Here is a 23,019-nt window from a genome sequence, read left to right as displayed (position 1 = left end):
GGGGAGGAAGGCTTCTTTTTTTTGTGATGTCTGAACTTACATTAATTTAAACAATCCGTAAATGATAACTGCTGCTTGAGCGCGCGTTGCGTTGCTGGCAGGGGCAAACGTCCCGTTCTCCATACCGCTCACGATTCCGGCTTGCTGCAATGCTTTAATTGCTTGTGCTGCATAGGCCGAAATGCTTGAATCATCGGCAAACTTGAGTTCATTAACAGAATTCGGAAGTTTTACATTTGTCTTCGCTATGGCACGATACAGCATTGCGGCCATTTCCTGCCTGCTGATTGCATCGTTGATGCCGTAAGATCCATCCGCTTTCCCGTTAACGATACCGAGCTGTTGGGCCGAAGCAATGGCCTGATAATACCAGGCGCCTTCCTTGACATCTGTAAAGGTGCTGGTTGCCTTATCAATGTTCAGATCAAGTGCATTCATCAGCATTTGGATGAACTCGGCTCTGGTAACCTGATTGTTGGGCGCGAAAGTTCCAGTTTTAACTCCGGAAACAATACCCCGCGCTTCGAGAGCTTGGATGCTTTCCACCGCCCAAGGTATATTGTTCACGTCTTTGAATGTAGAACCATTGACCTTGGCGACGTATTTGCTGAAGTGCTTCGGCGTAAATTCGATTTTGCCCGTCGCTTTGTTGTACTTCCCGTTTTTGACGATTTCCAGCTTGCCGTTATCATCGATGTAATAGACAACGACATTGTTTGGATTTTCACCCGGCTTCAGGGTGTAATCCATGCTGACTTTAACGTCATTTCCGGTAAATTTCGTAATTTTTGTGCCGTTGACGCTTAAGTTGAAATTATAGACGGTATTTCCGCCTACTTGGCTCCTTGCCGCGTCGGACAGCGAAGCCGGGTCAACGACGGATACGGACAATTGAACGTTACCGGTTCCGCTCGCATCGCTGTGCTTCAGCAAATTCGGATCGATTGAAACAGTGGCCAAACCGGTGTCGATGGCGATCGATTTGATCTGATCCGACAGCGCTAGAACTTGATCTGTCGGCAGGTTGACTTGAACTTCTTTAACGCCGGCAGCGAGTTGCACTTGAATCGTCACGGATTTGTCTGTTGATTGACTGACTCCTTGATGGAAATCACTCGAACTGATGGTTACGGAAGCTGTACCGTTGCTGTCCGGCTGAGCCTTCGCAGTGATATGATTTTTATCAACTGTGATGTTAGATCCCTGCGATGTTGTACCGCCGCTTGATGGTGGAGTGATCGACCCTGCTGCAGCAAATTGCAACGTGCCAATCTTGAATAGATCCTGATAAGCCGTTCCGGTAGCGTCGTTCCAAGCAAACGCGCCAATGCGCGCACCGGCCTTCGCGTCATTCACCTGAACATCAAGGCCGATCTGAGTGCCAATCTCAGGCGTAATCTGGATAAATGGAATCTTCATCTCGACGGTGTAGGAGTTCGTCGTCTCGTCATACGTCGTCGCAGAAGTCATCTTCGTTGCAATACCCTGATTATCCGTCATGGCTGCGTCTACCGACGCAAAGCCGTCATACCGAACGCGATAATGCCCGGAAGCGTTCGAGTACATGGCGCTGGAGCCGTTCGTCAGGTCAACAACCACTTCCACTGAATCCTGCTCCCAAGGGTTTGCGTTCCCCTTGTCCAACGGTTCGGACGGATCTTTGGTCACCTGCGCGATTACGTACAGGTTCGAGTTATCCCACAACATGCGAGCGGTAGCCGCAGGCATGTGTGTTTCTGCCTTCGTGTTGCCTGCCTGGGTTACATTGATATCGATAGGCGTTGCTGTATTCCAAATGCCGTCCATATTGCCGTCAATGGTCGGCGTTCCCTTTGCGGCTGTTGAGGTTTTGCCCCCAGCAGGTTTTGTCGGAGCTTGGTAATCCGCAAGATATCCGGCCGGGTCAATCACGGCGTAAAACGCGTCTTTCGGGTACAGGTTGCCGTCGAACAGCAACGGACTACCGGAAGCCAACCAGCTGTTAGTGTCTGTCAGCCCCCAGAGTGTGATGCGCTGCACTGTGTCCTTGAAAGCGGGATCGGTATAAACTTGCATCAACCGTGCGTACTGTGCGGCTTGGGCTGTTTTCTGATCGGCAGTCTGCGTTCCGCCCGTGCCAGCGGAGATGTCCAGCTCGCTGATCGAGACTTTGACGCCAATATCCTTGAACATCTGGATCGTCTTGCGCGTATTGTTAGGGTTGGTGCCGAGGCCGTTATGCTCTTGCATGCCGACGCCCTGTATGAGTTGCTTGCCAGGGTTATCCAAAGCCCAACGGTCATTAATGTCTTTTACCATGTCGCGAACTGCCGCGGCCTTATTCTGGTCGTCCATGCTATAGTCGTTGTAGTACAACAGGACGTTGTAATTCGGCTCCGCTGCACGGGCGTACTTGAACGCCTGTTCGACGTAGTTCTCGTCCGTCGCCTTCAGCCATGGGGTGGATTTCAGGTAGCTGTGCCAGTCTGTCGGACTAAGAGAGCTGTCACGGACGGAGCCCCCCATCGCTTCGTTGACGACGTCCCACGAGATAATGTTCTGCGTGCTCGCGTTGAACTTGTCGTCAAAATGCTTGAGCACCGTGTTAATATACGCGTTCATGTTCGCATAAGCCCCATCCGCGGTCAGACCTGGGTTGGACGGAGTCGAGTCGGAGTCGGAGATCTTATCGTTGTTCAGCCACGGAATCGATTGCCCTTCCCAGACGAGCGTATGCCCATGTACTTTTAGGCCATTGTCGATCGCGCTCTGAAGCTCCGTGTCCGCTTCGGTATAGTTCAGATCCGCAACATCATGCGTAGAGGCGCTGGTACCGATCAGCGAAGCCGGCTTCATCGCATTTTCAGGCGTCACAACGCCGAACTGGGCTTTCAGGACGGGCATGATTGGGTCATGCATGTAATAGGGGCCGATGATGTTGCCCATCAAATAATTCGGGTACGTATTCTTAATGCTTTGCAAGGTGAGTACATCTGGGTTGATCGTTGGTGTTGTTACAGCACCAACAGTAGACAGTGTAGCATTCCCATTTGGTGCAAAACCATCAGTAGATTGGTCGTCAAAGTCGGCAGTGTAAACAATATTGCCGGTTGTAGTGTCTTTAACAACAAAGTTGTCGATGTAGTAAGTTATATTCTTTGCATCCGTAGCACCGCTATCACCGCTTTTAACAAACTGAATCTGTGCGCCGCTTGCGGCTAAGTAATCATAATTCGCAGTGTATGAAGTCCAACCGGGGCTTGCAGCACTTAAAGCTCCCGTATTTTTAATCCAGTTGTAGTTTCCGTTGGTCTGCAAAACAATGCCCGCCACATCTTGGTCAGGGGTGTATAAGTCATATGAGAAGGTGTAGGTTGTGCCGGCAACGAGGTTTAAGCCGCTTGCCCCTGTGTCTATTTGCGCGCCATCCCACTGGTTCCCGCCTGTGGTTTGAACTTTTAAAGTATAATTTTCATTCGTGCTGCCGGAACTATCTGCCGCACTCGCCTTCTGGGCGATCCCAAACTGCGGCAACAACAATGTAACCGCAAACACTATCATCAAAATCTGCTTTAACCTTATATTCATCGCGTTACTTCCCCTCCAAAAATATTATAAAGCCTCTTGGCCATTCGCCGAGGCTTGCGGAACAAGGGTTTTCTTTTACCACCAAACCTGTTACGAGAGGAATGAGCACATTTCACATCCATTCTGTAGCTCCTTGTCATGACAGCGGGACTCACAATCTTATTGTCTAGTCATACCCGGAGCGCCCAACATGTTCGACTCCATCTACCAAAGAACCGTTCTGCCGGAACTGTCAGCCGCCGCTACTGTCAACGAGGCGAAGGGTATCGATGCAACGACCAGCAATAGGCTGCATAGCAGCGCCAAAATCCTTTTGGACATGTTGTATCTCCCTTAAATAAGGGTCATCTCAAGGTAAAGCGCTTACACTTACATGATAAAAAAAGGGGCCCCCTTTCGAATCTTTACATAGTATCACGATCATGTCCTCCTTGCGTGATAGGTCAATTCAATGATAATCCACATGAAAGCGCTTTACAGTATACAAATTAAAGAAGAAACTACTATATTTTATAGCTCAACATTCGGTGCGACTAAGCTTGGTTGTGGAGTTTAGTAGGTGGAAATCCTGCTTGGAAAGGCTAAGGGCAAGCCCAGTCTTGGACGGTTGAGAGCAATTTCAGACGTTAAGCATAGACCGCCAGAGAACAGGCTTGAAAGTGATTGAGCCTCGAAAAGAGTATTTCGGAGAGGCCGACGAAAGCCATTATATCGCCCTTCTTGTAAGAGCACCTGAACTGCAAAAGCAATGGCGGCAAGCTTGCACCAACAGATCAACTCACTCGTGCAGAGCAGCAGTCATTCTGTACCGCATCTGGAAGCTGTAATTTCCTAATTCAAAAGACGCTCCCTTCACATGTTAAGTGTGGCGGGAGCGTCTTTCCTTCATTTTATTCTATTTCTTTTTCCAGCTAGCAATAAGGGTATTCGCATCGATATTTAATACACTTTTAGCATGATCCGAAACGTCCTTTTTACTTGCCTTATTCAGCTGCTTCATAACGTTCTCCATCTGCTTGATCGCCTGATCCCGCTTCCCTTTGTCCAAATGCTGCTGAGCTTGCTTCAGACTAGCCGAAAGCTGTGAAGCTAGTGATTTACTCACCTCATTCGAGGCTTTGTATCGATCAACCAGATTGTTCATGCTCTTAATACTCGTCTTCACCTGGACATGAATCGTCTTCTGAAGCTTGTTCCCCGCTGCATCCTCTACTGCAATGGCAACCGATTTCTCTCCCAGATGACCTGCAAGTTCAATGCTTAGCTCCCGTGAATTCTTAGGAGTTACTGTATACGTCTTACCATCAAAAATAAGACTAGCCGATTGAATCGCGGTCTTGCCATCACCAACCTGGAAGCGCAGATACGAATCATCCTCAAGCACCGCACCTTCCACCAATTTGGACCCGTTAGCCGTCAAAGAATAGACGGGAACTGCAGGAACAGCAACTGTCACTCCTGCCGATTCATTACCGGACTTATCTGCAGCGCTTATAACGAGACTATAGCTCAGATCGGCTTCGATTCCAGTCAATACGGTCGTCTGAACGCCACGCTTCACTTCTTTAACTGCGCCAACCTGCTGACCATTACGAACCAGCTTAAGGTGGACAACATCCCCATCCACCGCATATGGTCCATCCCACTGTACCGTCAGCTCGCTGTTATCTCGGGTAACATGAACATTCTCTACCTCTCCCGGCGCAACATGATCTTCGACAGGTTCAGGCGCAGGAGGTTCTGCGGTAAAGACAGAGGGATCTCCAAAGGTGAATTTGTCGAAGTTGTATAACCAGTCATTCCCCTTAAATAGGAGGTAAACGAGATGTTTACCCGTTACAGGAGCGGTTACATTACCGGAGAATACCTGGAACTTCTGCCAGCCACCTGTGCCGCTTACTTCGGCCGTTGCAATGACAGGTCCATTGATACCGTCAATACGAGCTTCAATTGTTCCTCCTGCCGTATCACTTGCAGCCTGAATGTTGAATTGAGTAGGGCTCGCATCGCCAAAATCAATATAATTGTACATCGCGTAAGGCTTATTCGGACCGTAGATACCTGCGAGGTACGTCTGATTACCGCCATTTTCCGTACCTGCGTTTATGCTGTTCGTATAATTTTCTGCTTCAAGCTTTCCGTAAGCATCCCTTGATTTACCTTTAATCGTAGAGAAGGTGAACCAATCCAGATTACAAGGGTAATCGCTGCCGTCTGCACCGTGGAAGATTAGATATACATCATGAACACCAACAGCCTTCGAATCATCGATGATGGAAGTAATGTCGACCCAATCATTCCAGCTGCCTAATGCAGGAACCTCGATAACTCCTGCCGTCGGACCGTCCAGACTGTCCAGCTTCACCTCAATCGAGCCGCCCTGACTGCCACTGGTGAGATGTGCCGTAATTCCAGCAGCGCCGGAGCCAAAATCAATATCTTCATAAGAAGCATAAGCGTTATGATGAATGCCGTCTGTATATTTTCCGCTTGAGTTAATACTCAATCCGTCACTGCTTACAAAGTCTTCTGCTTGTAATTTGGCATAAGCATCCGTCTTTGTTGGATCTGTCTTCGTAAAGGTAAACCAGTTCAGATTAAACAAATACGAATCATTCGTTTTTTTGAACACCAGATACACATCATGGACGCCTGTCACAGCGCTTGCATTACCCTGATCATCCTTCAGCAGCGTAACCGCATCAATAAAAGTATTCCAGTTGCCGGTACCCTCGACATTCAATGTACCCACTTTCGGCCCGTCTAGAGCATCCAGCCTGATCTCAATGTTACCGCCGCCGGTTCCGCTTGATGCCCGTGCAATGAAACCGCTTGCACCATCTTCCGAACCAAAATCTACATTTTTATAAGCGGCATAGTTACTGTCTTGGATTCCTCCAAGCTGAAGCGAGCCTTCGATGCTGCCTTCCAGGCCAGGACCATTTACGATATTGAAGTTTTCCGCTTCCATTCTGCTATATGGGTTCTTAACGGCATAGGTCAGTTCCCCCGCATTCTGCGGCTTAAGAACAGTCAATGCTTCCACGGCTGCAGCAGAACTCCACGATTCAAAGGTCCCGGACAGCTGCTGACCTGCCCAGTTGCTGTCAACCAGATTATCTGCATTTCGATGACTCCAAGCCATATCGGTATTTAAAGCAAGCCATTCATTATAGCTGTCGGCAAAGGTTTTGTACTGACTCTCCGTTCTTTCGTTTACCGCCTTCTGAAGATAACCGAGATTACGAACGAGTATCGTTTTGCCGCCCTTTAAATCGCCGTTTGGACCTTCATAGCGCAGCAGCTTGTTCACATCAACCATCCGCTCTTTCGTAAAGGTGGCCCCTTTAAGCGCATCATCCAAGTACACCTTGTCTCCCGTAACCTGATAGAGACCTACTGCCGCTCCAATAAACGTGCCTTGATTATAGTGAGTCGCATCTTGAATAGATCCGTTTTTTGTTTCAATCCGGTCGAATACCTTGCCATTTCCATCCGTCAGCATCGTTTTACTCCAACGATAGATGGTTGCGGCAGCATCCAAATAGTGTTCGTTATGTGTTGCGTTGTATAGGAAAACCGCGGCTTCGGCAGCAGGGAAGTTAATGCAGGCATTTTTCGTCGTACGGTCATCGCTCTTCCACCAAATACCGCCGCTCGCAAACTCATCGTCCCACTGCGTATCATAGACGTAGTTAAAATAATATTCCGCTCTCTCGAGGTATTTCGCATCATTCGTAATGGTATAGGCTCTTGCACTCGCCATCGCCCACCACATAATGTCGTCGTTGAACGTGTTATTCGTCCAATCCTGGCCGTACTTCGCAACAGCACCGTCGAACACCTCATCAATCTGGGTACGCAGCTTTGCTTTTAATTCCGGATCTGAAGCCTGGAGATAAGCATCCATCACGAGCTCCCACAGCTCAGCCTCCACCCAAAAATCCTGATATCCGTCATGATTGGAGTTTTTCCAGAAATACTTGGCGCTCGCATCCCAGAATGTGTCGTTGTAGGCTTCAATCGCTGTCTTCGCATCTGCTGCATCGAAAGCATGGGCTTGAGGTATTCCGTTTGGAAATAAGGGACTAATCGAGAGTGCAAAAACAACGGGCAACACGATAAGCTTTGACCTTCTAATTTTACTAGTCACTAACATCCCTCCTCTATATTGGGCAAAAAATAAAAGCCGATTCGCATGCATGTATACGATCGGCTTCAGTCATTCAATAATATAATGTTTGGTTAATATTATGTCAATATATCATAAGTATTTAAATCCTTTAGACTATAGATTAATGATATATCATGTTATATTAAATAAGTTAAAAGAACTACCCTTACCAACGAATTTGTCGAATCAAGGAGATTATCTGGACTTTCTCGTTTGTGCTTATTGGCCATTGATCTATTTCATGCTGCAGACGCTCCAAGCTGAGAAAACCCTTCGCCACTCCATTTAATCGGGCCGCCAAGGTCGAGTTCTCCAGCTCCTCGTCGGATGTGTAGAGGGTGCTCAACTTCGCAACCGCATCTGGGAATCTTTTTAAATAATATTTCTGATGCCTGGTTTCAGCTGGGTAAAAGGTTTGGAACGGCGCTAATTCAGTATCCAGACTACCCTTGTCCCGCTCCATCCTGCTCTTAATCCTACGGAAAGCCTCCTCTTGCTCCTCGTCATGATAGAGAAGAAGCGATTGGTATTGCCGATCCTTATATCCGTTGATGTTATAGGGATTATGGTTGTTCCAGAATGTTTCTAACAGCGTGTCGTAAGAGACGAGTGCAGGGTCAACAATCAGCTCAACTGTCTCCGTATGGTCGCCCATATTACGATAGGTTGGCTCGTGTGATGTCCCCCCGGCAAAGCCGACACGTGTCTTGATCACACCAGGCATCGCACCAAATAAAGCCTCAGGGCTCCAATAGCACCCCATGCCAAGTGTAATTGTATGAAGGTTATTTGCCTGCTGGTTATCGCTCATCTTGTTGCCCTCCAATTGAATTATCAGCATCTCATACTAAACTATATTTCTATAAACCGTTTAGATCAAGCAGGGAAGGAAAGCCTAATTAGAGAAAAAGATTAGGAAGCCAAAACCTGGGAGGGTATCATGGGAAGAGTAATTCATTTCGAGATTCATGTCGATGATGTGGAACGTGCAAAGAAGTTTTACGGAGAGGTATTTGGATGGACCTTCGAGGATTGGAGCGACTATGCCGGAATGCCTTACTTCGGAGCCGTAACGGGTGATGCGGAGGCCATGGGGATCAATGGTGCTTTGATGAAGCGCATGGGACCTGCTCCACAGCCGGGTCAAGCGATGAACGGCTTTGCCTGTACAATGGGCGTCGAAGACTTTGATACGACGGCTGCCAAAATTCTCAGCCTCGGCGGCGAGTTAGCCTTGCCGAAGCACGCTCTGCCAGGTATGGCGTGGCAAGGATATTTCACGGACACAGAAGGCAATGTGATTGGCATCCATCAACCGGATCTTAATGCAAAATAGAACAAAACCCGACCTCACTTGGTCGGGTTTTTCGTTGCATCCGTCTTCATACGAAGCTGGGTTAACAACTGGTTCTTATCTGCAAGTTGTTTGGAAGATTGTTTGAGGAAACCGTTGATCTCCTCAATTTCTTTTTTCAGCTTGTTCTCACGCGTTATCTTATTGCTCAAGTCATTAGCATTTCGACTTAATTTCTGGTCACGCTGAAGCTTATTAATCGTGGACAACGCCTTTTGACGTTTGGTCTCACTCTCGCGGACAAGCTTCTGTATATCAGCAATTTCTTTCTCTAACCGAGTAATCGTAGGAGCAGTGAAGCTAAGTGCCATTCGTACACCTCTTAATGATATAGTCTTGCCTTGTTATCATTTTACTACAATTCTCTTTACTATAGCGAGAACATTGGAATCCCATTATTAGATTAACTAATTGTTTTATTTTAATTCACCACAAAAATGACATAAAAAAAAACCGACCTCAAGGGGTCGGGGTTCCATACTATACGACCCTGTTCTCTAAAACCTGGTCGATTTCACTCTTTAGCAACAAGTATCTATGAACATTTCTCATGATAGGAACTTTGGTGAGATTATTTTTATCCACGAATACCTTCATTTGGTCTTTAGAGAGACCAAGTAACTTGCCTGCCTCCGTGACAGTAAATACATCTACGATGCTCGTTGCGTTAAAATCTCTTTTTAATTTTTGGTTCCAGTCTTCAAATACCTTCATGTATCGGTTCCTCTCTTGTTCCTAATCGATCGGATACTTCATTATAACATGACTTCACGCAAATGCAGTTATTGAGCAAGGATATTACATCGATTTCCACCGTATGAGGGATAATAAATAGATGACAAATTTCGCCACACCGCGAAACATAGGATATTTCGCCGCTTCGTAATTGAGATGACATACTTTTTGTTATATGATAGGAAATGGTTTAAACCGTTTAATTAAGCTTATGACACATTGTTCATGCGATGAGAGAGGAATACTACCCTATATGAATCCAAAACAATTGAATTATACAATGCCAGCTGAATGGACGCCGCACGAGCGTACCTTCATCTCTTGGCCGATCCAAGACTCCATGGTGTATCCGGAGCATTATGAACAGGTGAGCGCCGGCTATGCCGAGCTGATCAATGCTATTGCAGAATTCGAAGCTGTAACGGTTGTTGTTAATCCTGCAGATATGGAGAAAGTAAGCAGCTTGTTCGCAAATAATACTGCGGTGGAATGCCTGCCGATCGAGCATAACGATGCGTGGCTGCGCGACAATGGCCCAACGTTTGTCGTGGGTCCTGACGGCGAGCTGGCCGGAGTGAACTGGAAGTTTAACGCATGGGGCGGCAAGTACTCGCCATGGGATTTGGACGACGCTGTAGCTCCACAGATTCTGAAGCATGTTGACGTCAAACAGTTTGATGCTCCACTCGTCATGGAGGGCGGATCCATCCATACGGACGGTGAAGGCACACTGCTCACAACTGAGGAATGTCTGCTGAACGTGAACCGTAATCCGGAGCTCAGCCGTGAGCAAATCGAAGCGTATGTAAAAGAATTCGTGAACGTGGACACCATCGTATGGCTGAAACGTGGTCTTAGCGGGGATGAGACGGACGGGCATGTTGATAACATCGCCTGTTTCGCAGCACCTGGCAAGGTGATCCTGCAGGTATGTGATGATCCATCTGATGACAACTACGCGATCACGCAGGAAAATCGCCGTATCTTAAGTGAAGCAGTTGATGCAAAAGGCCGTAAGCTCCAGATTATCGAGATCGAGCAGCCGCCACTGGCGGAATACGAGGACACTCGTCTGACGCTCAGCTACCTGAACTTCTACTTCGTTAACGGCGGCATTATCTTGCCTGTATTTGGCGGAGCAGCAGAGGAAGCCGATCGCAAAGCGATCGAGAAGCTGCAAGCAGCGTTCCCGGATCTCCGCATTCGTCCAATTGACGGCATGGCTGTTATCCGCGAAGGCGGCAACGTGCACTGTACGACACAACAGATGCCCGCTCGACGTGCATAGAAACAGATTAAACAACAAATTAATGAGATTCGGCTTACAAGGAGGCTGGGCATACCCATGAGAACTGTTAAAGTAGCAGCGACACAGATGAGCTGCACATCCAATATAGAAGAAAACATCCGCAAAGCGGAAGAGCTGGTCCGCGAAGCGGCGGCGAAAGGCGCGCAAATTATTTTGCTGCAGGAGCTGTTTGAGACACCGTACTTCTGCCAGAAGGAAAAAGCCGACTATTACGTCTATGCAACAGAGCTTGAGGAAAACAAAGCGATTAACCATTTCCGTGGCATCGCTAAAGAGCTTGGTGTTGTACTTCCGATCAGCTTCTACGAGAAGAAGAACTACGCACGTTATAACTCGCTTGCAGTTATTGACGCCGACGGTGAAGTACTCGGCAAGTACCGCAAGAGCCATATTCCGGACGGACCTGGATACGAGGAGAAGTTTTATTTTAATCCGGGCGATACTGGCTTTAAAGTATGGAAAACGAAATATGCCAAAATTGGCGTTGGCGTATGCTGGGACCAGTGGTATCCGGAAGCAGCACGCAGCATGGCCCTTATGGGAGCAGAGCTGCTGTTCTACCCAACGGCTATCGGCTCGGAGCCGCAGGACGGCACTGTCGACTCTAAAGACCACTGGCAAATGTGCATGAGAGGCCATGCGGCCTGCAATCTGATGCCAGTTATCGCATCTAACCGTATCGGCGAAGAGATCGACGAAGACTCGTCGATTAACTTCTATGGTTCATCGTTTATTGCAGGCCCGCAAGGCAACTTGATTGCAGAAGCTGGCCGCGATGAGCACGGCGTGCTTGTTGCTGAATTCGATCTCGATCAGCTCGAGTCGCAGCGCATCGAGTGGGGCATCTTCCGTGATCGCCGTCCCGATCTGTACGGCGTAATCGCCTCGTATGACGGCGAGATTCGGGTTAGATAATCCGTAATAACAAGAGGACCCTCAAGCCAAATGGCTTGAGGGTCCTTCTATTATAGGGCTCTACACCAGCTTCATGTAGAAAAGATTTGTAACGCCATCTTTTGTAATCGTGTGTGCTCCGGCCGCAAGAGATACCTGGACAATACCATTGGTCATGGCGTAGCTTGTTCCATCAATCTTGATTTTTGTGCCGTCTGCAGTATTAAACACCAGTGTTAAAGTTGAAGCTGCAGGCGCCGTAAACGAAATACTCGTCGCACTCTCGATTTTCAAACATTGTGTCAGGGTTAGACCATTATAAGTCACAGTCCCCTTCGAGGTAGAAAGATTGCCTTGAATAGTGAAGAAGTCACTTGCTGTTCCATTCGTAGTAAAGTTATGAACTTTTTCTCCCGGTGTTGGAGTTTCCGACGGGGTTGGGGTTGGTGTCGCTGATGGGGTAGGCGTCGGTGTTGGTGTAGCTGTTGGACTTGGTGTTGGAGTAGGTGTCGGTTCTGTCGAGACGGAGTTGCCTCCAACCGATACAAGCTGTGTAGTGTAGCTGGTTATTTTGGACATCAGGGCTGTATTAATCGTATACAAAGTGTCATCAACAGAGTCATTAAACTCCCATGTAAAATCTCCGTTACCCAGGCGTCCCGCTTCTGCTGTAACCACTTGCTCAACCGTGCTTGCGCTATCAATATTGGATACATTAACTCCCGTATTGACACTCGTATCAAAGTTATTATAAGCGGTCCCGCCAACTAATGCTTTGTAAGAGCTCGGAACCGATTCCGTTCTAGACGAAGCTAAGTATGCATCAAACGAGGTTGCATTAGCCGCAGCAGTTCCGGTATTGGAGTTGGCATAGATCAGACTGTCAGCATTAACAATGATATTGTTATAAGCTTTAATCATCCCTCCGTTCTCGCCCGAGAACGTGCCTTCCCCTAATGCATCCGTACCTTGCAGAGAGCTCATCATTGGATCTTTCGTATGTCTAAAATAATTCGACTCAACAAATGCGGATGCTCCTGTTGTAACACCAACTCCATATTTGGAGACACCATCGTAGAAGTTATTATAAATATGTGTGGATGCCACTCTTATACGAGGGTGACGAGAGTCCGAATGATCAAACCAGTTATGATGGAAGGTTACAAAAAACTCGGTTGACTCGCTCAAACCAACAAGAGCTGCTTTTCCGGAGTCCCAATAGTGATTGTATGAGATGGTAATATACGTTGAACCCTTCTTGAGGTCTGTGGAGCCATCGCCTTTTGCCTGATCCGCATCTCCCCCAGCTGTTCCATAGAAGATATCATTGTTATGCACCCATACATTCACATTACCTGTATCCATCGAAATGCCATCGTCAGGGAATAACATCACCCCTAGATTTCTGACCTCTACGTTACCGACGTAGCGAAGAAGCATTCCCCAGCCATATGCGTAAGCATCTTCACCAATACCTTCAAATGTCATGTTCATTTCCGCGTAATTGCTTTTCCCTTTGACTTCAAGATATCCGCTTCCGTTAAGCTGTCCACTTAAGTCATTCGCAGTAATCTTCCCGATCAATCGGATGGCCAATGGAGTTATATCATAGCCTTTTTGTCTGAGTGTCATAATTTCACCTAGACCAACAGCAGTTTGTACCGTACCGGAGCTGCTGACCTTCACATCAAGAGAGACGGTTTGGGCCGTATCCGATGTGACGTAGATCACTTGAGCGCCATTCTTCAGTGTTCCATTATCGTTATAAGCACCTGAGCCCGTACCATATTGCGAGTTGGACGAAAAAGCAAAGCCAGATCGATCAAATGCCGTCACGGTTAATGGACTCGTAACCACACTTTCCTTTGAACCGCCTGATAATAGTGCTTCTACCTTTAAAATATAGCTGCCAGCTGCCAAGCCTACGGCATCCGCTCTCCAATTAGATGGATATTTCCGTATCAATTCATTGTCTAATTGTTGATATCCTGCATCCGATGCACTGGCAGGCTTCACATAAACATTATATCCCTGAGCATTGCTTACAGGTGACCATTCTACATAGGCCGTCTCATTCCAGCCCCCACTGTCCGTTACCGCGAGGCCAGCAGCATGCAAAGTTGGATTGAACACTCCCAATAAGGATAATGTAAGCACCATCGCCATTACAAAACCCGTTACACTTGCTAATCTTTTCTTCAAAATTAATTCCTCCTCAAAAAGAATTTTCACCCTTGCGGCAAACTCCCCCTTCACCTCCCCTAAATTCCGTTTTTAAGACAACAACCGTTCTGAAGCACTCAGAGCATATCAGTCTAAACGGCGGTTCCGATACAATCATTTGCTCATATCGTCCTTTTCCCACAGCGTTTTCTGAGCTAATGATTATAAGACGGAGGTGAAGACACTTATCGAGGCAAAACAAAAACCACATCCTCATATGGATGTGGTTTTTAGTGGTTGAGGGGTGCCGCCCCACTCAAACCTAACCCTTACTCCTTCACCGCACCAAGCATAATACCGGAAACAAAGTATTTTTGCAGGAACGGATAGACGATCAGCATCGGCACCATTGCGATAAACACCTTCGCTGAATTAAGCGTCCGGTTAGACAGCTCAGAGAGCTTCTTGTACTGCTCCGGCGTTAGGTTCGTGCCAACCGGAATGTTGACGACAAGCTGCTGGATATAAGTTTGAAGCGGATAGCTGGATTGCGTGTTACTGAGCACCAATCCGTTAAAGAACTCGTTCCAGTGGTATACGCTGATGAACAACGCTACGGCAGCAAGTACAGGAATCGAGCATGGGATATATACCCGGAACAGGACCGACCATGGACCAGCACCGTCAACGACAGCCGCCTCATTCAGCTCCTTCGGAAGATTTCGGAAGAAGTTCATAATCAGGATGACGTCAAATACCGGAACACCTGCGCCAAGCACTAACGCCCAGATCGTATCGATCAGATGATAGTTCTGAATGGTCAGATACCACGGGATCAATCCCCCGTTAAACAACATACAGAAGACCAGGATCCACATGAACATATTACGCGTTTTAAAATCTCTCTTAGGCCTTGCCAGCGGATAAGCCATTAATACCGTTACAAACAAGGAGAACGATGTACCAAGCACGGTACGTTGAATCGAAATCCAAAACGCGTTAAAAAACATACTGTCGTTAATAATTTCCTTATACGGCGTCAAGGAAAATCCGATGGGATAAATCGTCACCAGGCCCGCATTAGCCGCCGATTTCTCGGAAATCGATACACAAAAGGTGTACCACAGAGGATATACGCAGCTAATGACCAGGAGAGCGAGGAGGACAATATTAGCAATATCAAACGCCCGTGAACCTAACGTTGTATTTCTGACCATTGCAGCGTCCTCCTCTTAGAATATCGTGTAATCGGCATAACGATATGCCAGACGATAGGATATATAGATCAGCGCAAAGCTAATGACCGACTTGAACAACCCTGCCGCCGTTGCCAGCGAGAACTGGAGATTTTGCAGGCCTAGCCGGTATACCCATGTATCCAAAATATCTCCGGTCGAATACACAAGTGGGTTATACAGGTTATATACCTGATCGAAGCCGGCGTTCAGCACGTTGCCGAGGCTCAATACCCCAAGCAGGACAACCGTAGTTGTCAGTGCAGGCAGCGTAACATTACGGACCAGCTGCCAGCGGTTAGCCCCATCAATGGCGGCTGCCTCATACAGATTAGGATTGACGCCTGTCAATGCCGCCAGGTAAATAATCGCGTTATAGCCAAATTCCTTCCATACATCGGTTCCGATGATCAACTGACGGAATATGCTCGAATCCGCCATAAACAGCTTGGGGTCAACACCGAAGTAACCGATAACTGTATTTACAACGCCATAATAGCCGAAGATTCCAATGACAATCGTGGACATAATAACCCACGATAGAAAGTGCGGCAGGTAAACAACGGTCTGTACCAGCCTCTTGTAGCGAAGGCTGCGAAGTTCGTTCAATAGAATGGCAAAGACAAGTGGTACAATCAGATTCATCACGATTTTGCCGATGGCGATAATAAAAGTATTCACGATAACCGTTTTGCTGTCATTCAGCTGAAACATATACTTGAAGTTTTCAAGTCCTACCCACTCAGATTTGAACAACCCCATTCCCGGATTAAAATTCTGAAATGCCATCAGAATTCCGAACATAGGCACAATACTGAACATTACAAGCCAGACCATTCCCGGCAGCAGCATCAAATAATAGTGCTTCTGATGGCCTAATTTTCTCATCAAGGATAACCTCCTGTCTCTCTACCAGGATGTAAAGCTTGCGAAAAGCACTGACACATATGTGCCCTCCGCAAGCTTTACGCATCGTTATTTCTTCAAGAGCTCTGCAACTTCCGCCGTGATTTCGTCCCCGCCTTGAGACTTCCAGTCCTTCACGAATTTGTCGAAGGAGTCGATAGGCTGCTGGCCAAGGATGATTTTCAGAACGGTCTCATCTTCCATCTTCTTCAGGTTGGCCCATTTGGTTTCCATCGTTGGCGTCTGGTTGTAAGTGACGCTGTAGACCTTCTTGTCGATTGGAGTTGTTGCAAACGGACGATCGCCAATCAAGAGCGAATACAAACGCTGGAAGTCGCCGAAGTTGGCCGTGCTGAAATTGCTGACGCCAAGCTCGTCATACGGAGGCTTCACGACGTCTCTTACTTTTTTCGCATCCGCATACATCAGTTTGTACAAGCTGTTCGGTACGTTATAATCCTCTGGTTCTGCCTCGCCCTTCAGAACTTTCGTCAGCTCGGTGTACTCGTATTCCGTCTCGTTAGCCGCAGCCATTACGTTACGGAGCGGATACCACCCCACTGCAACGGACAGGTCAAATGTCGCTTCATCGCGCACAAGGGCATTGTTCATGATCATAATCGCTTTCACGACGTCCGGCTTCGCATTTTTGCTAATAATGGTGTAAGTACTGCCCGTCGTTTTCATATGCGTATTCCATTTGCCGTCATCGGAGTAGACGGGGTAAGCCTGCCAGTTCGCAGTAGGATCGTTCTTGAAGGAGTCGCCATTGCCATAGCCGCCGTTCCACCAAGGTCCGAAGAAAATGCCCGTTTGGTTGGCATTGATCGGATCCCCCGTGTTATCGCGAGTGCCCACTTCAGGATCGATAAGTCCTTTTTTGTACCAGTCAGCCAGCACGGCCAATGTTTTCTTCGTATTCTCCGACGTTGTTCCGTACGATACCGTCCCGTCGCCATTGTCGAGCCAGTAGCCTGGATACGCATCGTTTGCGCCAAAGATCGGGTCAAATCCAGCCATATTGTTGGAAGATACGAGGAAAGTGGAATAAGGGAATGTATTTTTGGAAGGGCCGGCAATACCGATGGTTTTGTCCCCGCCCAGCTTGTTATCCATAAACGCTTTAGCCGTTTTCTCGAGATCGGCAATCGTCTTCGGCACCGGCAGACTCAGCTTATCGAGCCAGTCCTTGCGGATCCACATCACGTGCACGCCGTCGGTGTCTACCGTAATGTTCGGGAGCGACACCATTTTGCCTTTATAGCTGGCGTTTTCCAGGGCACGTCCTTCGGTACTTGCCATAATATCTTTAACCTGTTTGGACGCATATTGATCAAAGAGATCGCCAATATCGTACAGCAGCCCTGAACTTGCGGCTTTCGTCATGAAGGAGCGGTCGTCGACCACCATACCGTCAGGCAGCTTGCCCGATGCGATAGTCAGGCTGACCTTCTGCTTGAAGTCGTTACCGGTAGCAGCGGTCCAATCCACAATAACGTTGATATTGTAATTATCCTTGAGGTAACGGGTATATTGGTTGTTGCTTACGCTGTCGCCTTCTGGCAGCGTTTTGTCCGTCGGGTCCACCACCATGCCGATGTGAACATCAACAGGCTTCGGAAATTTGGAGAAGGCCAAGTCATCCCCAGACAAGGCTGGGCTTGCGGAACTATCTGAATCTGGACTTGAAGACGCTTTCACATTGTTGTTCGATGAATCATTGGAAGAAGAACATGCTGTCAAGCTTACGCCAAGTAATGCAGCAGAAAGCAATAATGCCAAATTCCTTTTCATCTAACCCCTCCTAAAAAAATTCTTACTTCGTAAGCATTAACTTAAGATTTGTGAAGCCATTCTTTGTGAACCATTCGTTCTTTGCCTACTCATTGTACAATGTAAGCGCTTAAAATGAGTCGGACGATTGTGCCCTGTTTTGTGAGAGATGTAAAAACGAAGGTAGGTATTTGTTCGGTCAATTGTAATCAATCTTCCCCCCTATGAATTGCGCTCGGAACTCGGAGGGCAGCAAGCGGGTCTGTTCATAGAAGAGCTGGGAGAAATATTTGGAGTCGTTGTAACCAACGGCATGCGCAACCCATGCGATAGACTGATTCGTCTCGCACAGCAGGCGCTCTGCGGCTCTGATCCGCTCCTGCTTCAAGTAATCATTAAACGTCGAGCCTGTCAGCTTCTTAAAGCATTGGCTGAAATAGCTCCGGCTCATGTGCACATGATCGGCGACGTCCTCAGCATGCAGCGTATTTGAAGCCTGTTCGCGGATAAACAACACGGCCTTCAGAATACTTGTCGTCGTATTGGTAAATTCGGCGGAGGCCGCAACCTGCGCATACACCCGTGTCCTGTAATCGCGCAGCCACTCAACCGTCGAACGGATGTCATCCGCATCGGAACGGAGCTCGGCACGGAGTGCCAGGTCACTCTCCAGCTGCGACAGCAGACGCATAAACAGCCCTTCCACACGGCGAAAAGATACCTTCGTAGCAACGGTCTGTTTGCATAAGCGCTGAAAGACCGGTTCATTAAAAAGCCAGTAGTGAGTGCGCCATTCTTGCTCCAGCTCACTCCACTCCTCTTCCTCCTGTGAACCGACGTTTTGCTCGGAAGCATGTAGAGGCTTCTCCGTCACGAGAGGCTTGGACGACGTACGAAGGATCACCTCTCCTGCCATTTGCTGCTGGATTCGGTTCAGGATTTGCTCGTCATCTTCCGATTCCAGACGCACCTTAGAGATATAGTCAAGCACGCCCATTCGGTAGGCCGTCTGCACGTTCTCGAACTCCTCATGAAACGATAAAATGACGGAACGAAGACCCGGGAATCTCTGACGCGTAACCTGGAGCAGCTCCATTCCTGACATTACAGGCATCGAGAGATCCACAAACATAAGATCCACCTCATGCTGCTCCATAAATTCCAGCGCCTTCGCGCCGTTTGCTGCTTCTCCAACAACAATCATATCGTGATTAGACCAAGGCATAATGGAAATGAAGCCTTTGCGCGCCAACTTGTCATCGTCAACAATGAGTACACGTATCACATGGCTCTCTCCTTTCGTTGGTCAAGAAAAGGAAGGTTTAACGTAACCGTAGTGCCTTGATTTGGAGTGCTGTCTATACCCATATGAGCTTTGTAGCCATAAAAGGATTCCAGCATGGAACGGACATAACGGAGTCCAATTCCCCAGCCCGTCTGCTGCTGATCAGGTGTATCGCGCTGCAGCAGGGCCAGCGTCTCCTGACTAAGTCCTTTGCCATCATCGCGGATTATAATACGCACCATCTGCGTTGCCTCGTCAGAGTCAATGCTAATTTCCAGCATGCCGTTATCGTCGAGACCGTGACAGACGGCATTTTCCACGATTGGCTGCAGGATGAACCTCGCGACCGGGCTGTCCAGATAAGCTCCCTCTGCAATGTCCAGCTTCACTTCAAAATCATGCCGCATCTGCTGCAGCTCTAGATAGGTTCTCATGACCTGAATTTCTGAGCGGAAGGTCGCTTTTTCCTCCGATTTCCCCAAGTTATAGTTCAGCAAAATAATGAGAGAGGATACAAACTTCTCAATCTCCTCCTGCTTATGCATGACCGCCAGCCAGCGCACAGAGTTGAGCGTATTCATCAGAAAATGCGGATTGATCTGGTAGGCAAGCTTTTCGATCTCCAGCTGATGCCTGCGCTTTTCCTTCTGCTCCACATCCAGGATGAGCTGCTGAATCTGCCGCTTCATAATATTAAACTGATCGAATATCCGGTCGAATTCATCAATCCCCGTATGGTATTGGCTGGTGCCCATGTATCCTTTGCCAAACGTCCTCATTTCCTTCTCGATTAACAGAAATGGCCTGTTGATGAGGCGGCGCAAGACAAGAGTAAGGATAAACATCATTAAGAGGGCAATAGCGAGAATCCAGTACATATGATTTTTCCACGTATAGAGCTCATGGTTGTAATAAGAGACGGGAAGAAGCAGCGTAATGTCATAGCCATAATCACCCGTCATTCGATTCCATACATAATCATCCGTTGTGCCCGATTGCCCCTTAAGCTCAAGATGCCTGCCTGCCTCAAAGGCTGTCGGATTGCTGCTATAGGTCACCGTGCCCGCTGTATCGGTAAGTATCAGTGAATACGGCATATTTAAGCTCTCTGTAAGCGAATTCATATCTGTCGTGATATCGGTCTTTGCTTCCACATATACAACGAGCTCTGTACCGTCCGGAAATTCGACCTCCCGGGTTACCGACACCACCAGATCATCGCTGAACCGGCATAAGGATTTATGAGGAGACTGGTATTTTAGCTCTCCCATACCGGCGACATTAGGCAAAGATTGCAGCGTAAAGTCCGCGCGCAGCGGCAAATTCGAATAGGACGCCCGTCCGCTTGCGGGATTATAATACATAACCAGCTGCATAGCCGGATTTGAGAAAGTAACTAATCCAATATTATAGGAAATATCACGGGAGAGAACACGCTGACTATAAATGTCTTCAGTAGAGATATATGTCTCCATCAGATGACCCACCGTGCCTTCCGGCGTCATTTGTTGCGTAACCTGAAGCAGGTTGTTATACACCTGGTTCTGCTTAGTTGTTTGTTGATACAGATCAAAAGCCATAGAGGTCTTTATTTTATCGCGTTGCATGGTGTAGATCGCATTGTAGGAGACGGAAGCCATCAGAATGGCGCAGCCTACAAAGCCCACCGTCAGCAACACCATAATACGTTTGCGAAGAGAGGAGAAAACAAACCGATTACGCAGCATGGACAAAATGCCTATTTTCTTATGAACCGTTCCGGGAGACTTGAACATGCGTTTGCCTTGCACCTCCATCACCTCACACACAAGTATGGAACAACACAATATTCGCTGCCTCTCCTGTTTATCCTGCCTAATGGAGGGAGTTAACAAAAACCAAAAAAGGAAGTCCCCTATCTATAACTAGATAAGAGACTTCCGTTAAAAATCAGGCGTTACGCCCGCTATCATGCAAAATGGTCGGGATGACACGATTTGAACATGCGACCCCCTGGTCCCAAACCAGGTGCTCTACCAAGCTGAGCTACATCCCGAAAAATGGAGCGGAAGACGGGAATCGAACCCGCGACCCTCGCCTTGGCAAGGCGATGCTCTACCGCTGAGCCACTTCCGCTTATGGTGCGGTCAAGAGGACTCGAACCTCCACGTCATTGCTGACACTAGAACCTGAATCTAGCGCGTCTGCCAATTCCGCCATGACCGCAAAAAAATATGGTGCGCGTAGAGGGACTTGAACCCCCACGGTCGCCCGCCAGATCCTAAGTCTGGTGCGTCTGCCAATTCCGCCATACGCGCATGATAAAAACTTGTAAAAGTGAGCCATGAAGGACTCGAACCTTCGACACCCTGATTAAAAGTCAGGTGCTCTACCAACTGAGCTAATGGCTCTCAAAAAGAAAAATGGTGGAGGGCGATGGATTCGAACCACCGAACCCGAAGGAGCAGATTTACAGTCTGCCGTGTTTAGCCACTTCACTAGCCCTCCAAAAACTATGGTGCCGGCGATAGGAGTCGAACCCACGACCTACTGATTACAAGTCAGTTGCTCTACCAACTGAGCTACACCGGCATATTGAAATTTTGAACCATCTTACATGGTGGCTCGGGACGGAATCGAACCGCCGACACGAGGATTTTCAGTCCTCTGCTCTACCAACTGAGCTACCGAGCCTGATGTTTGATAAAATGGCGGAGCTGACGGGATTCGAACCCGCGGTCTCCTGCGTGACAGGCAGGCATGTTAGGCCTCTACACCACAGCTCCACATCGTGTTCTCGGTATAAACCAAAGATAAAGTTTTGGTTGCGGGGGCAGGATTTGAACCTGCGGCCTTCGGGTTATGAGCCCGACGAGCTACCGGGCTGCTCCACCCCGCGTCATTGAAAAAAATATTATATGGTGGAGGCTGAGGGGATCGAACCCCCGACCCTCTGCTTGTAAGGCAGATGCTCTCCCAGCTGAGCTAAGCCTCCATATTTTCTCCGGTATCCCCGAAAAGTAATCGGAATAGCCTTCGAAGCACTTCTTCACTTTTTGGGATGAAGTAATTGGTGACCCGTAGGGGATTCGAACCCCTGTTACCTCCGTGAAAGGGAGGTGTCTTAACCCCTTGACCAACGGGCCTTGAAATTTGCCAAGCAAGATCTACATTGTAAGAAAAGTTAATGGCAGAGAGGAAGGGATTCGAACCCTCGAGACCCGGTTAGAGCCTACACGATTTCCAATCGTGCTCCTTCGACCACTCGGACACCTCTCTATATGGCTCCCCGAACAGGACTCGAACCTGTGACAACTCGATTAACAGTCGAGTGCTCTACCAACTGAGCTATCAGGGAATAGTAGATTGAGAGCAGTAAAAAACCCACTACAATGTGGGTGCTTCTTCATATAAAAAGATAACACCGTAAAAACTGAATATGATTCATGCAAAACTTAGCTGGTCAATTCTTTCCCGATCTTACACCGGGGTCCCCGCAAAGTACTCGGAATAATCCTCGTAGCAATTGCTTCACTTTGTGGGGTGATTGTAGGATAAGCCCTCGACCGATTAGTATTCGTCAGCTCCACACATTGCTGTGCTTCCACCCCGAACCTATCAACCTCGTCGTCTTCAAGGGGTCTT

15 protein-coding genes, 14 tRNA genes and 1 rRNA gene are annotated in these 23,019 nt (G+C 48.0%); 4 read left to right on the top strand and 26 right to left on the bottom strand.

Going from position 1 to position 23,019, the window contains the following annotated elements; translation table 11 throughout:
- Positions 1-36: 36 nt before the first annotated feature.
- A complete protein-coding gene (locus FHS17_RS09750; RefSeq protein WP_243865323.1) occupies positions 37-3,540 on the bottom strand; it encodes an endo-1,4-beta-xylanase in 3,504 nt (1,167 codons plus the stop codon).
- Between the two features lie 686 nt (positions 3,541-4,226).
- Here FHS17_RS09750 and FHS17_RS09745 point away from each other — a divergent pair.
- Positions 4,227-4,394 (top strand): hypothetical protein, encoded by a 168-nt coding sequence (locus FHS17_RS09745; RefSeq protein WP_167278234.1) that lies wholly within the window; start codon positions 4,227-4,229, stop codon positions 4,392-4,394.
- Between the two features lie 68 nt (positions 4,395-4,462).
- Here the strand turns inward: FHS17_RS09745 and FHS17_RS09740 are convergent, their stop codons facing one another.
- Both FHS17_RS09740 and FHS17_RS09735 read right to left on the bottom strand, forming a co-directional pair.
- Positions 4,463-7,720 carry a carbohydrate-binding protein gene (locus tag FHS17_RS09740; RefSeq protein ID WP_341805814.1) on the bottom strand — a complete coding sequence of 1,086 codons (3,258 nt, stop codon included), beginning with the start codon at positions 7,718-7,720 and terminating at the stop codon, positions 4,463-4,465.
- 187 nt (positions 7,721-7,907) lie between these two features.
- Entirely contained in the window at positions 7,908-8,552 is a 645-nt protein-coding gene (locus FHS17_RS09735) for a peptide-methionine (S)-S-oxide reductase MsrA (protein ID WP_167278232.1), read from the bottom strand.
- 129 nt (positions 8,553-8,681) lie between these two features.
- On the opposite strand from FHS17_RS09735, the gene FHS17_RS09730 reads away from it, so the two are divergent.
- Positions 8,682-9,077 carry a VOC family protein gene (locus FHS17_RS09730; protein ID WP_167278231.1) on the top strand — a complete coding sequence of 132 codons (396 nt, stop codon included), beginning with the start codon at positions 8,682-8,684 and terminating at the stop codon, positions 9,075-9,077.
- A 14-nt stretch (positions 9,078-9,091) separates the two neighbouring features.
- On the opposite strand, the gene FHS17_RS09725 is transcribed toward FHS17_RS09730, so the two are convergent.
- Both FHS17_RS09725 and FHS17_RS09720 read right to left on the bottom strand, forming a co-directional pair.
- Positions 9,092-9,406 (bottom strand): hypothetical protein, encoded by a 315-nt coding sequence (locus tag FHS17_RS09725; protein WP_167278230.1) that lies wholly within the window; start codon positions 9,404-9,406, stop codon positions 9,092-9,094.
- Between the two features lie 169 nt (positions 9,407-9,575).
- Positions 9,576-9,809: a helix-turn-helix domain-containing protein gene (locus FHS17_RS09720; protein WP_167278229.1), complete on the bottom strand. Its 234-nt coding sequence runs from the start codon at positions 9,807-9,809 to the stop codon at positions 9,576-9,578.
- 274 nt (positions 9,810-10,083) lie between these two features.
- Here FHS17_RS09720 and FHS17_RS09715 point away from each other — a divergent pair, with 274 nt between their 5' ends.
- Positions 10,084-11,118, top strand: coding sequence for an agmatine deiminase family protein (locus FHS17_RS09715; RefSeq protein ID WP_167278228.1), 1,035 nt, complete (start codon positions 10,084-10,086; stop codon positions 11,116-11,118).
- Positions 11,119-11,175: 57 nt separating this feature from the next.
- On the top strand, positions 11,176-12,054 hold the full coding sequence (aguB, locus tag FHS17_RS09710; protein ID WP_167278227.1) for an N-carbamoylputrescine amidase: 879 nt from the start codon (positions 11,176-11,178) through the stop codon (positions 12,052-12,054).
- Positions 12,055-12,114: 60 nt separating this feature from the next.
- Here the strand turns inward: aguB and FHS17_RS09705 are convergent, their stop codons facing one another.
- The 21 genes from FHS17_RS09705 to FHS17_RS09605 all read right to left on the bottom strand — a co-directional run.
- Positions 12,115-14,199, bottom strand: a complete 2,085-nt coding sequence (locus tag FHS17_RS09705; RefSeq protein WP_415639902.1) for a pectate lyase family protein — start codon at positions 14,197-14,199, stop codon at positions 12,115-12,117.
- Between the two features lie 326 nt (positions 14,200-14,525).
- Positions 14,526-15,413: a carbohydrate ABC transporter permease gene (locus tag FHS17_RS09700; RefSeq protein ID WP_167278225.1), complete on the bottom strand. Its 888-nt coding sequence runs from the start codon at positions 15,411-15,413 to the stop codon at positions 14,526-14,528.
- A gap of 15 nt (positions 15,414-15,428) precedes the next feature.
- Positions 15,429-16,319: an ABC transporter permease gene (locus FHS17_RS09695; protein WP_167278224.1), complete on the bottom strand. Its 891-nt coding sequence runs from the start codon at positions 16,317-16,319 to the stop codon at positions 15,429-15,431.
- An 87-nt stretch (positions 16,320-16,406) separates the two neighbouring features.
- Positions 16,407-18,131, bottom strand: a complete 1,725-nt coding sequence (locus tag FHS17_RS09690; protein WP_167278223.1) for an extracellular solute-binding protein — start codon at positions 18,129-18,131, stop codon at positions 16,407-16,409.
- 178 nt (positions 18,132-18,309) lie between these two features.
- Positions 18,310-19,395 carry a response regulator gene (locus FHS17_RS31065; protein ID WP_167278222.1) on the bottom strand — a complete coding sequence of 362 codons (1,086 nt, stop codon included), beginning with the start codon at positions 19,393-19,395 and terminating at the stop codon, positions 18,310-18,312.
- On the bottom strand, positions 19,392-21,185 hold the full coding sequence (locus FHS17_RS31060; RefSeq protein WP_167278221.1) for a histidine kinase: 1,794 nt from the start codon (positions 21,183-21,185) through the stop codon (positions 19,392-19,394). The genes FHS17_RS31065 and FHS17_RS31060 overlap by 4 nt, the downstream gene beginning before the upstream one ends.
- Positions 21,186-21,353: 168 nt before the next feature.
- Positions 21,354-21,430: transfer RNA gene (locus FHS17_RS09675), tRNA-Pro, on the bottom strand.
- A 5-nt stretch (positions 21,431-21,435) separates the two neighbouring features.
- Positions 21,436-21,510: transfer RNA gene (locus tag FHS17_RS09670), tRNA-Gly, on the bottom strand.
- 3 nt (positions 21,511-21,513) lie between these two features.
- Positions 21,514-21,600, bottom strand: a tRNA-Leu gene (locus FHS17_RS09665).
- Between the two features lie 9 nt (positions 21,601-21,609).
- Positions 21,610-21,692, bottom strand: a tRNA-Leu gene (locus FHS17_RS09660).
- A gap of 20 nt (positions 21,693-21,712) precedes the next feature.
- Positions 21,713-21,785: transfer RNA gene (locus FHS17_RS09655), tRNA-Lys, on the bottom strand.
- A 13-nt stretch (positions 21,786-21,798) separates the two neighbouring features.
- Positions 21,799-21,882: transfer RNA gene (locus FHS17_RS09650), tRNA-Tyr, on the bottom strand.
- A gap of 8 nt (positions 21,883-21,890) precedes the next feature.
- A tRNA-Thr gene (locus tag FHS17_RS09645) sits at positions 21,891-21,966 on the bottom strand.
- Between the two features lie 26 nt (positions 21,967-21,992).
- Positions 21,993-22,068, bottom strand: a tRNA-Phe gene (locus tag FHS17_RS09640).
- Positions 22,069-22,083: 15 nt separating this feature from the next.
- Positions 22,084-22,160 (bottom strand) — tRNA-Asp (locus FHS17_RS09635).
- A 36-nt stretch (positions 22,161-22,196) separates the two neighbouring features.
- Positions 22,197-22,273, bottom strand: a tRNA-Met gene (locus tag FHS17_RS09630).
- Positions 22,274-22,293: 20 nt separating this feature from the next.
- Positions 22,294-22,369, bottom strand: a tRNA-Val gene (locus FHS17_RS09625).
- A 76-nt stretch (positions 22,370-22,445) separates the two neighbouring features.
- Positions 22,446-22,520 (bottom strand) — tRNA-Glu (locus tag FHS17_RS09620).
- Between the two features lie 42 nt (positions 22,521-22,562).
- A tRNA-Ser gene (locus FHS17_RS09615) sits at positions 22,563-22,653 on the bottom strand.
- Between the two features lie 3 nt (positions 22,654-22,656).
- Positions 22,657-22,732, bottom strand: a tRNA-Asn gene (locus tag FHS17_RS09610).
- 192 nt (positions 22,733-22,924) lie between these two features.
- A 23S ribosomal RNA gene (locus FHS17_RS09605) occupies positions 22,925-23,019 on the bottom strand; the annotation flags it as partial.

It is taken from the genome of Paenibacillus lupini (assembly GCF_011761355.1).
Lineage (GTDB): Bacteria > Bacillota > Bacilli > Paenibacillales > Paenibacillaceae > Pristimantibacillus > Pristimantibacillus lupini.
Note: the sequence above shows the minus strand (reverse complement) of the source record. Positions and strands in the feature narration are given on the sequence as shown.

What these genes read in the sequence shown, in the direction of transcription:
- FHS17_RS09750 (WP_243865323.1), bottom strand. Translation starts at nt 3,540, where the DNA reads ATGATAGTGTTTGCGGTTACATTGTTGTTGCCGCAGTTTGGGATCGCC.
- FHS17_RS09735 (WP_167278232.1), bottom strand. Translation starts at nt 8,552, where the DNA reads ATGAGCGATAACCAGCAGGCAAATAACCTTCATACAATTACACTTGGC.
- FHS17_RS09730 (WP_167278231.1), top strand. Translation starts at nt 8,682, where the DNA reads ATGGGAAGAGTAATTCATTTCGAGATTCATGTCGATGATGTGGAACGT.
- FHS17_RS09725 (WP_167278230.1), bottom strand. Translation starts at nt 9,406, where the DNA reads ATGGCACTTAGCTTCACTGCTCCTACGATTACTCGGTTAGAGAAAGAA.
- FHS17_RS09720 (WP_167278229.1), bottom strand. Translation starts at nt 9,809, where the DNA reads ATGAAGGTATTTGAAGACTGGAACCAAAAATTAAAAAGAGATTTTAAC.
- FHS17_RS09715 (WP_167278228.1), top strand. Translation starts at nt 10,084, where the DNA reads ATGAATCCAAAACAATTGAATTATACAATGCCAGCTGAATGGACGCCG.
- aguB (WP_167278227.1), top strand. Translation starts at nt 11,176, where the DNA reads ATGAGAACTGTTAAAGTAGCAGCGACACAGATGAGCTGCACATCCAAT.
- FHS17_RS09705 (WP_415639902.1), bottom strand. Translation starts at nt 14,199, where the DNA reads ATGGCGATGGTGCTTACATTATCCTTATTGGGAGTGTTCAATCCAACT.
- FHS17_RS09700 (WP_167278225.1), bottom strand. Translation starts at nt 15,413, where the DNA reads ATGGTCAGAAATACAACGTTAGGTTCACGGGCGTTTGATATTGCTAAT.
- FHS17_RS09695 (WP_167278224.1), bottom strand. Translation starts at nt 16,319, where the DNA reads ATGAGAAAATTAGGCCATCAGAAGCACTATTATTTGATGCTGCTGCCG.
- FHS17_RS09690 (WP_167278223.1), bottom strand. Translation starts at nt 18,131, where the DNA reads ATGAAAAGGAATTTGGCATTATTGCTTTCTGCTGCATTACTTGGCGTA.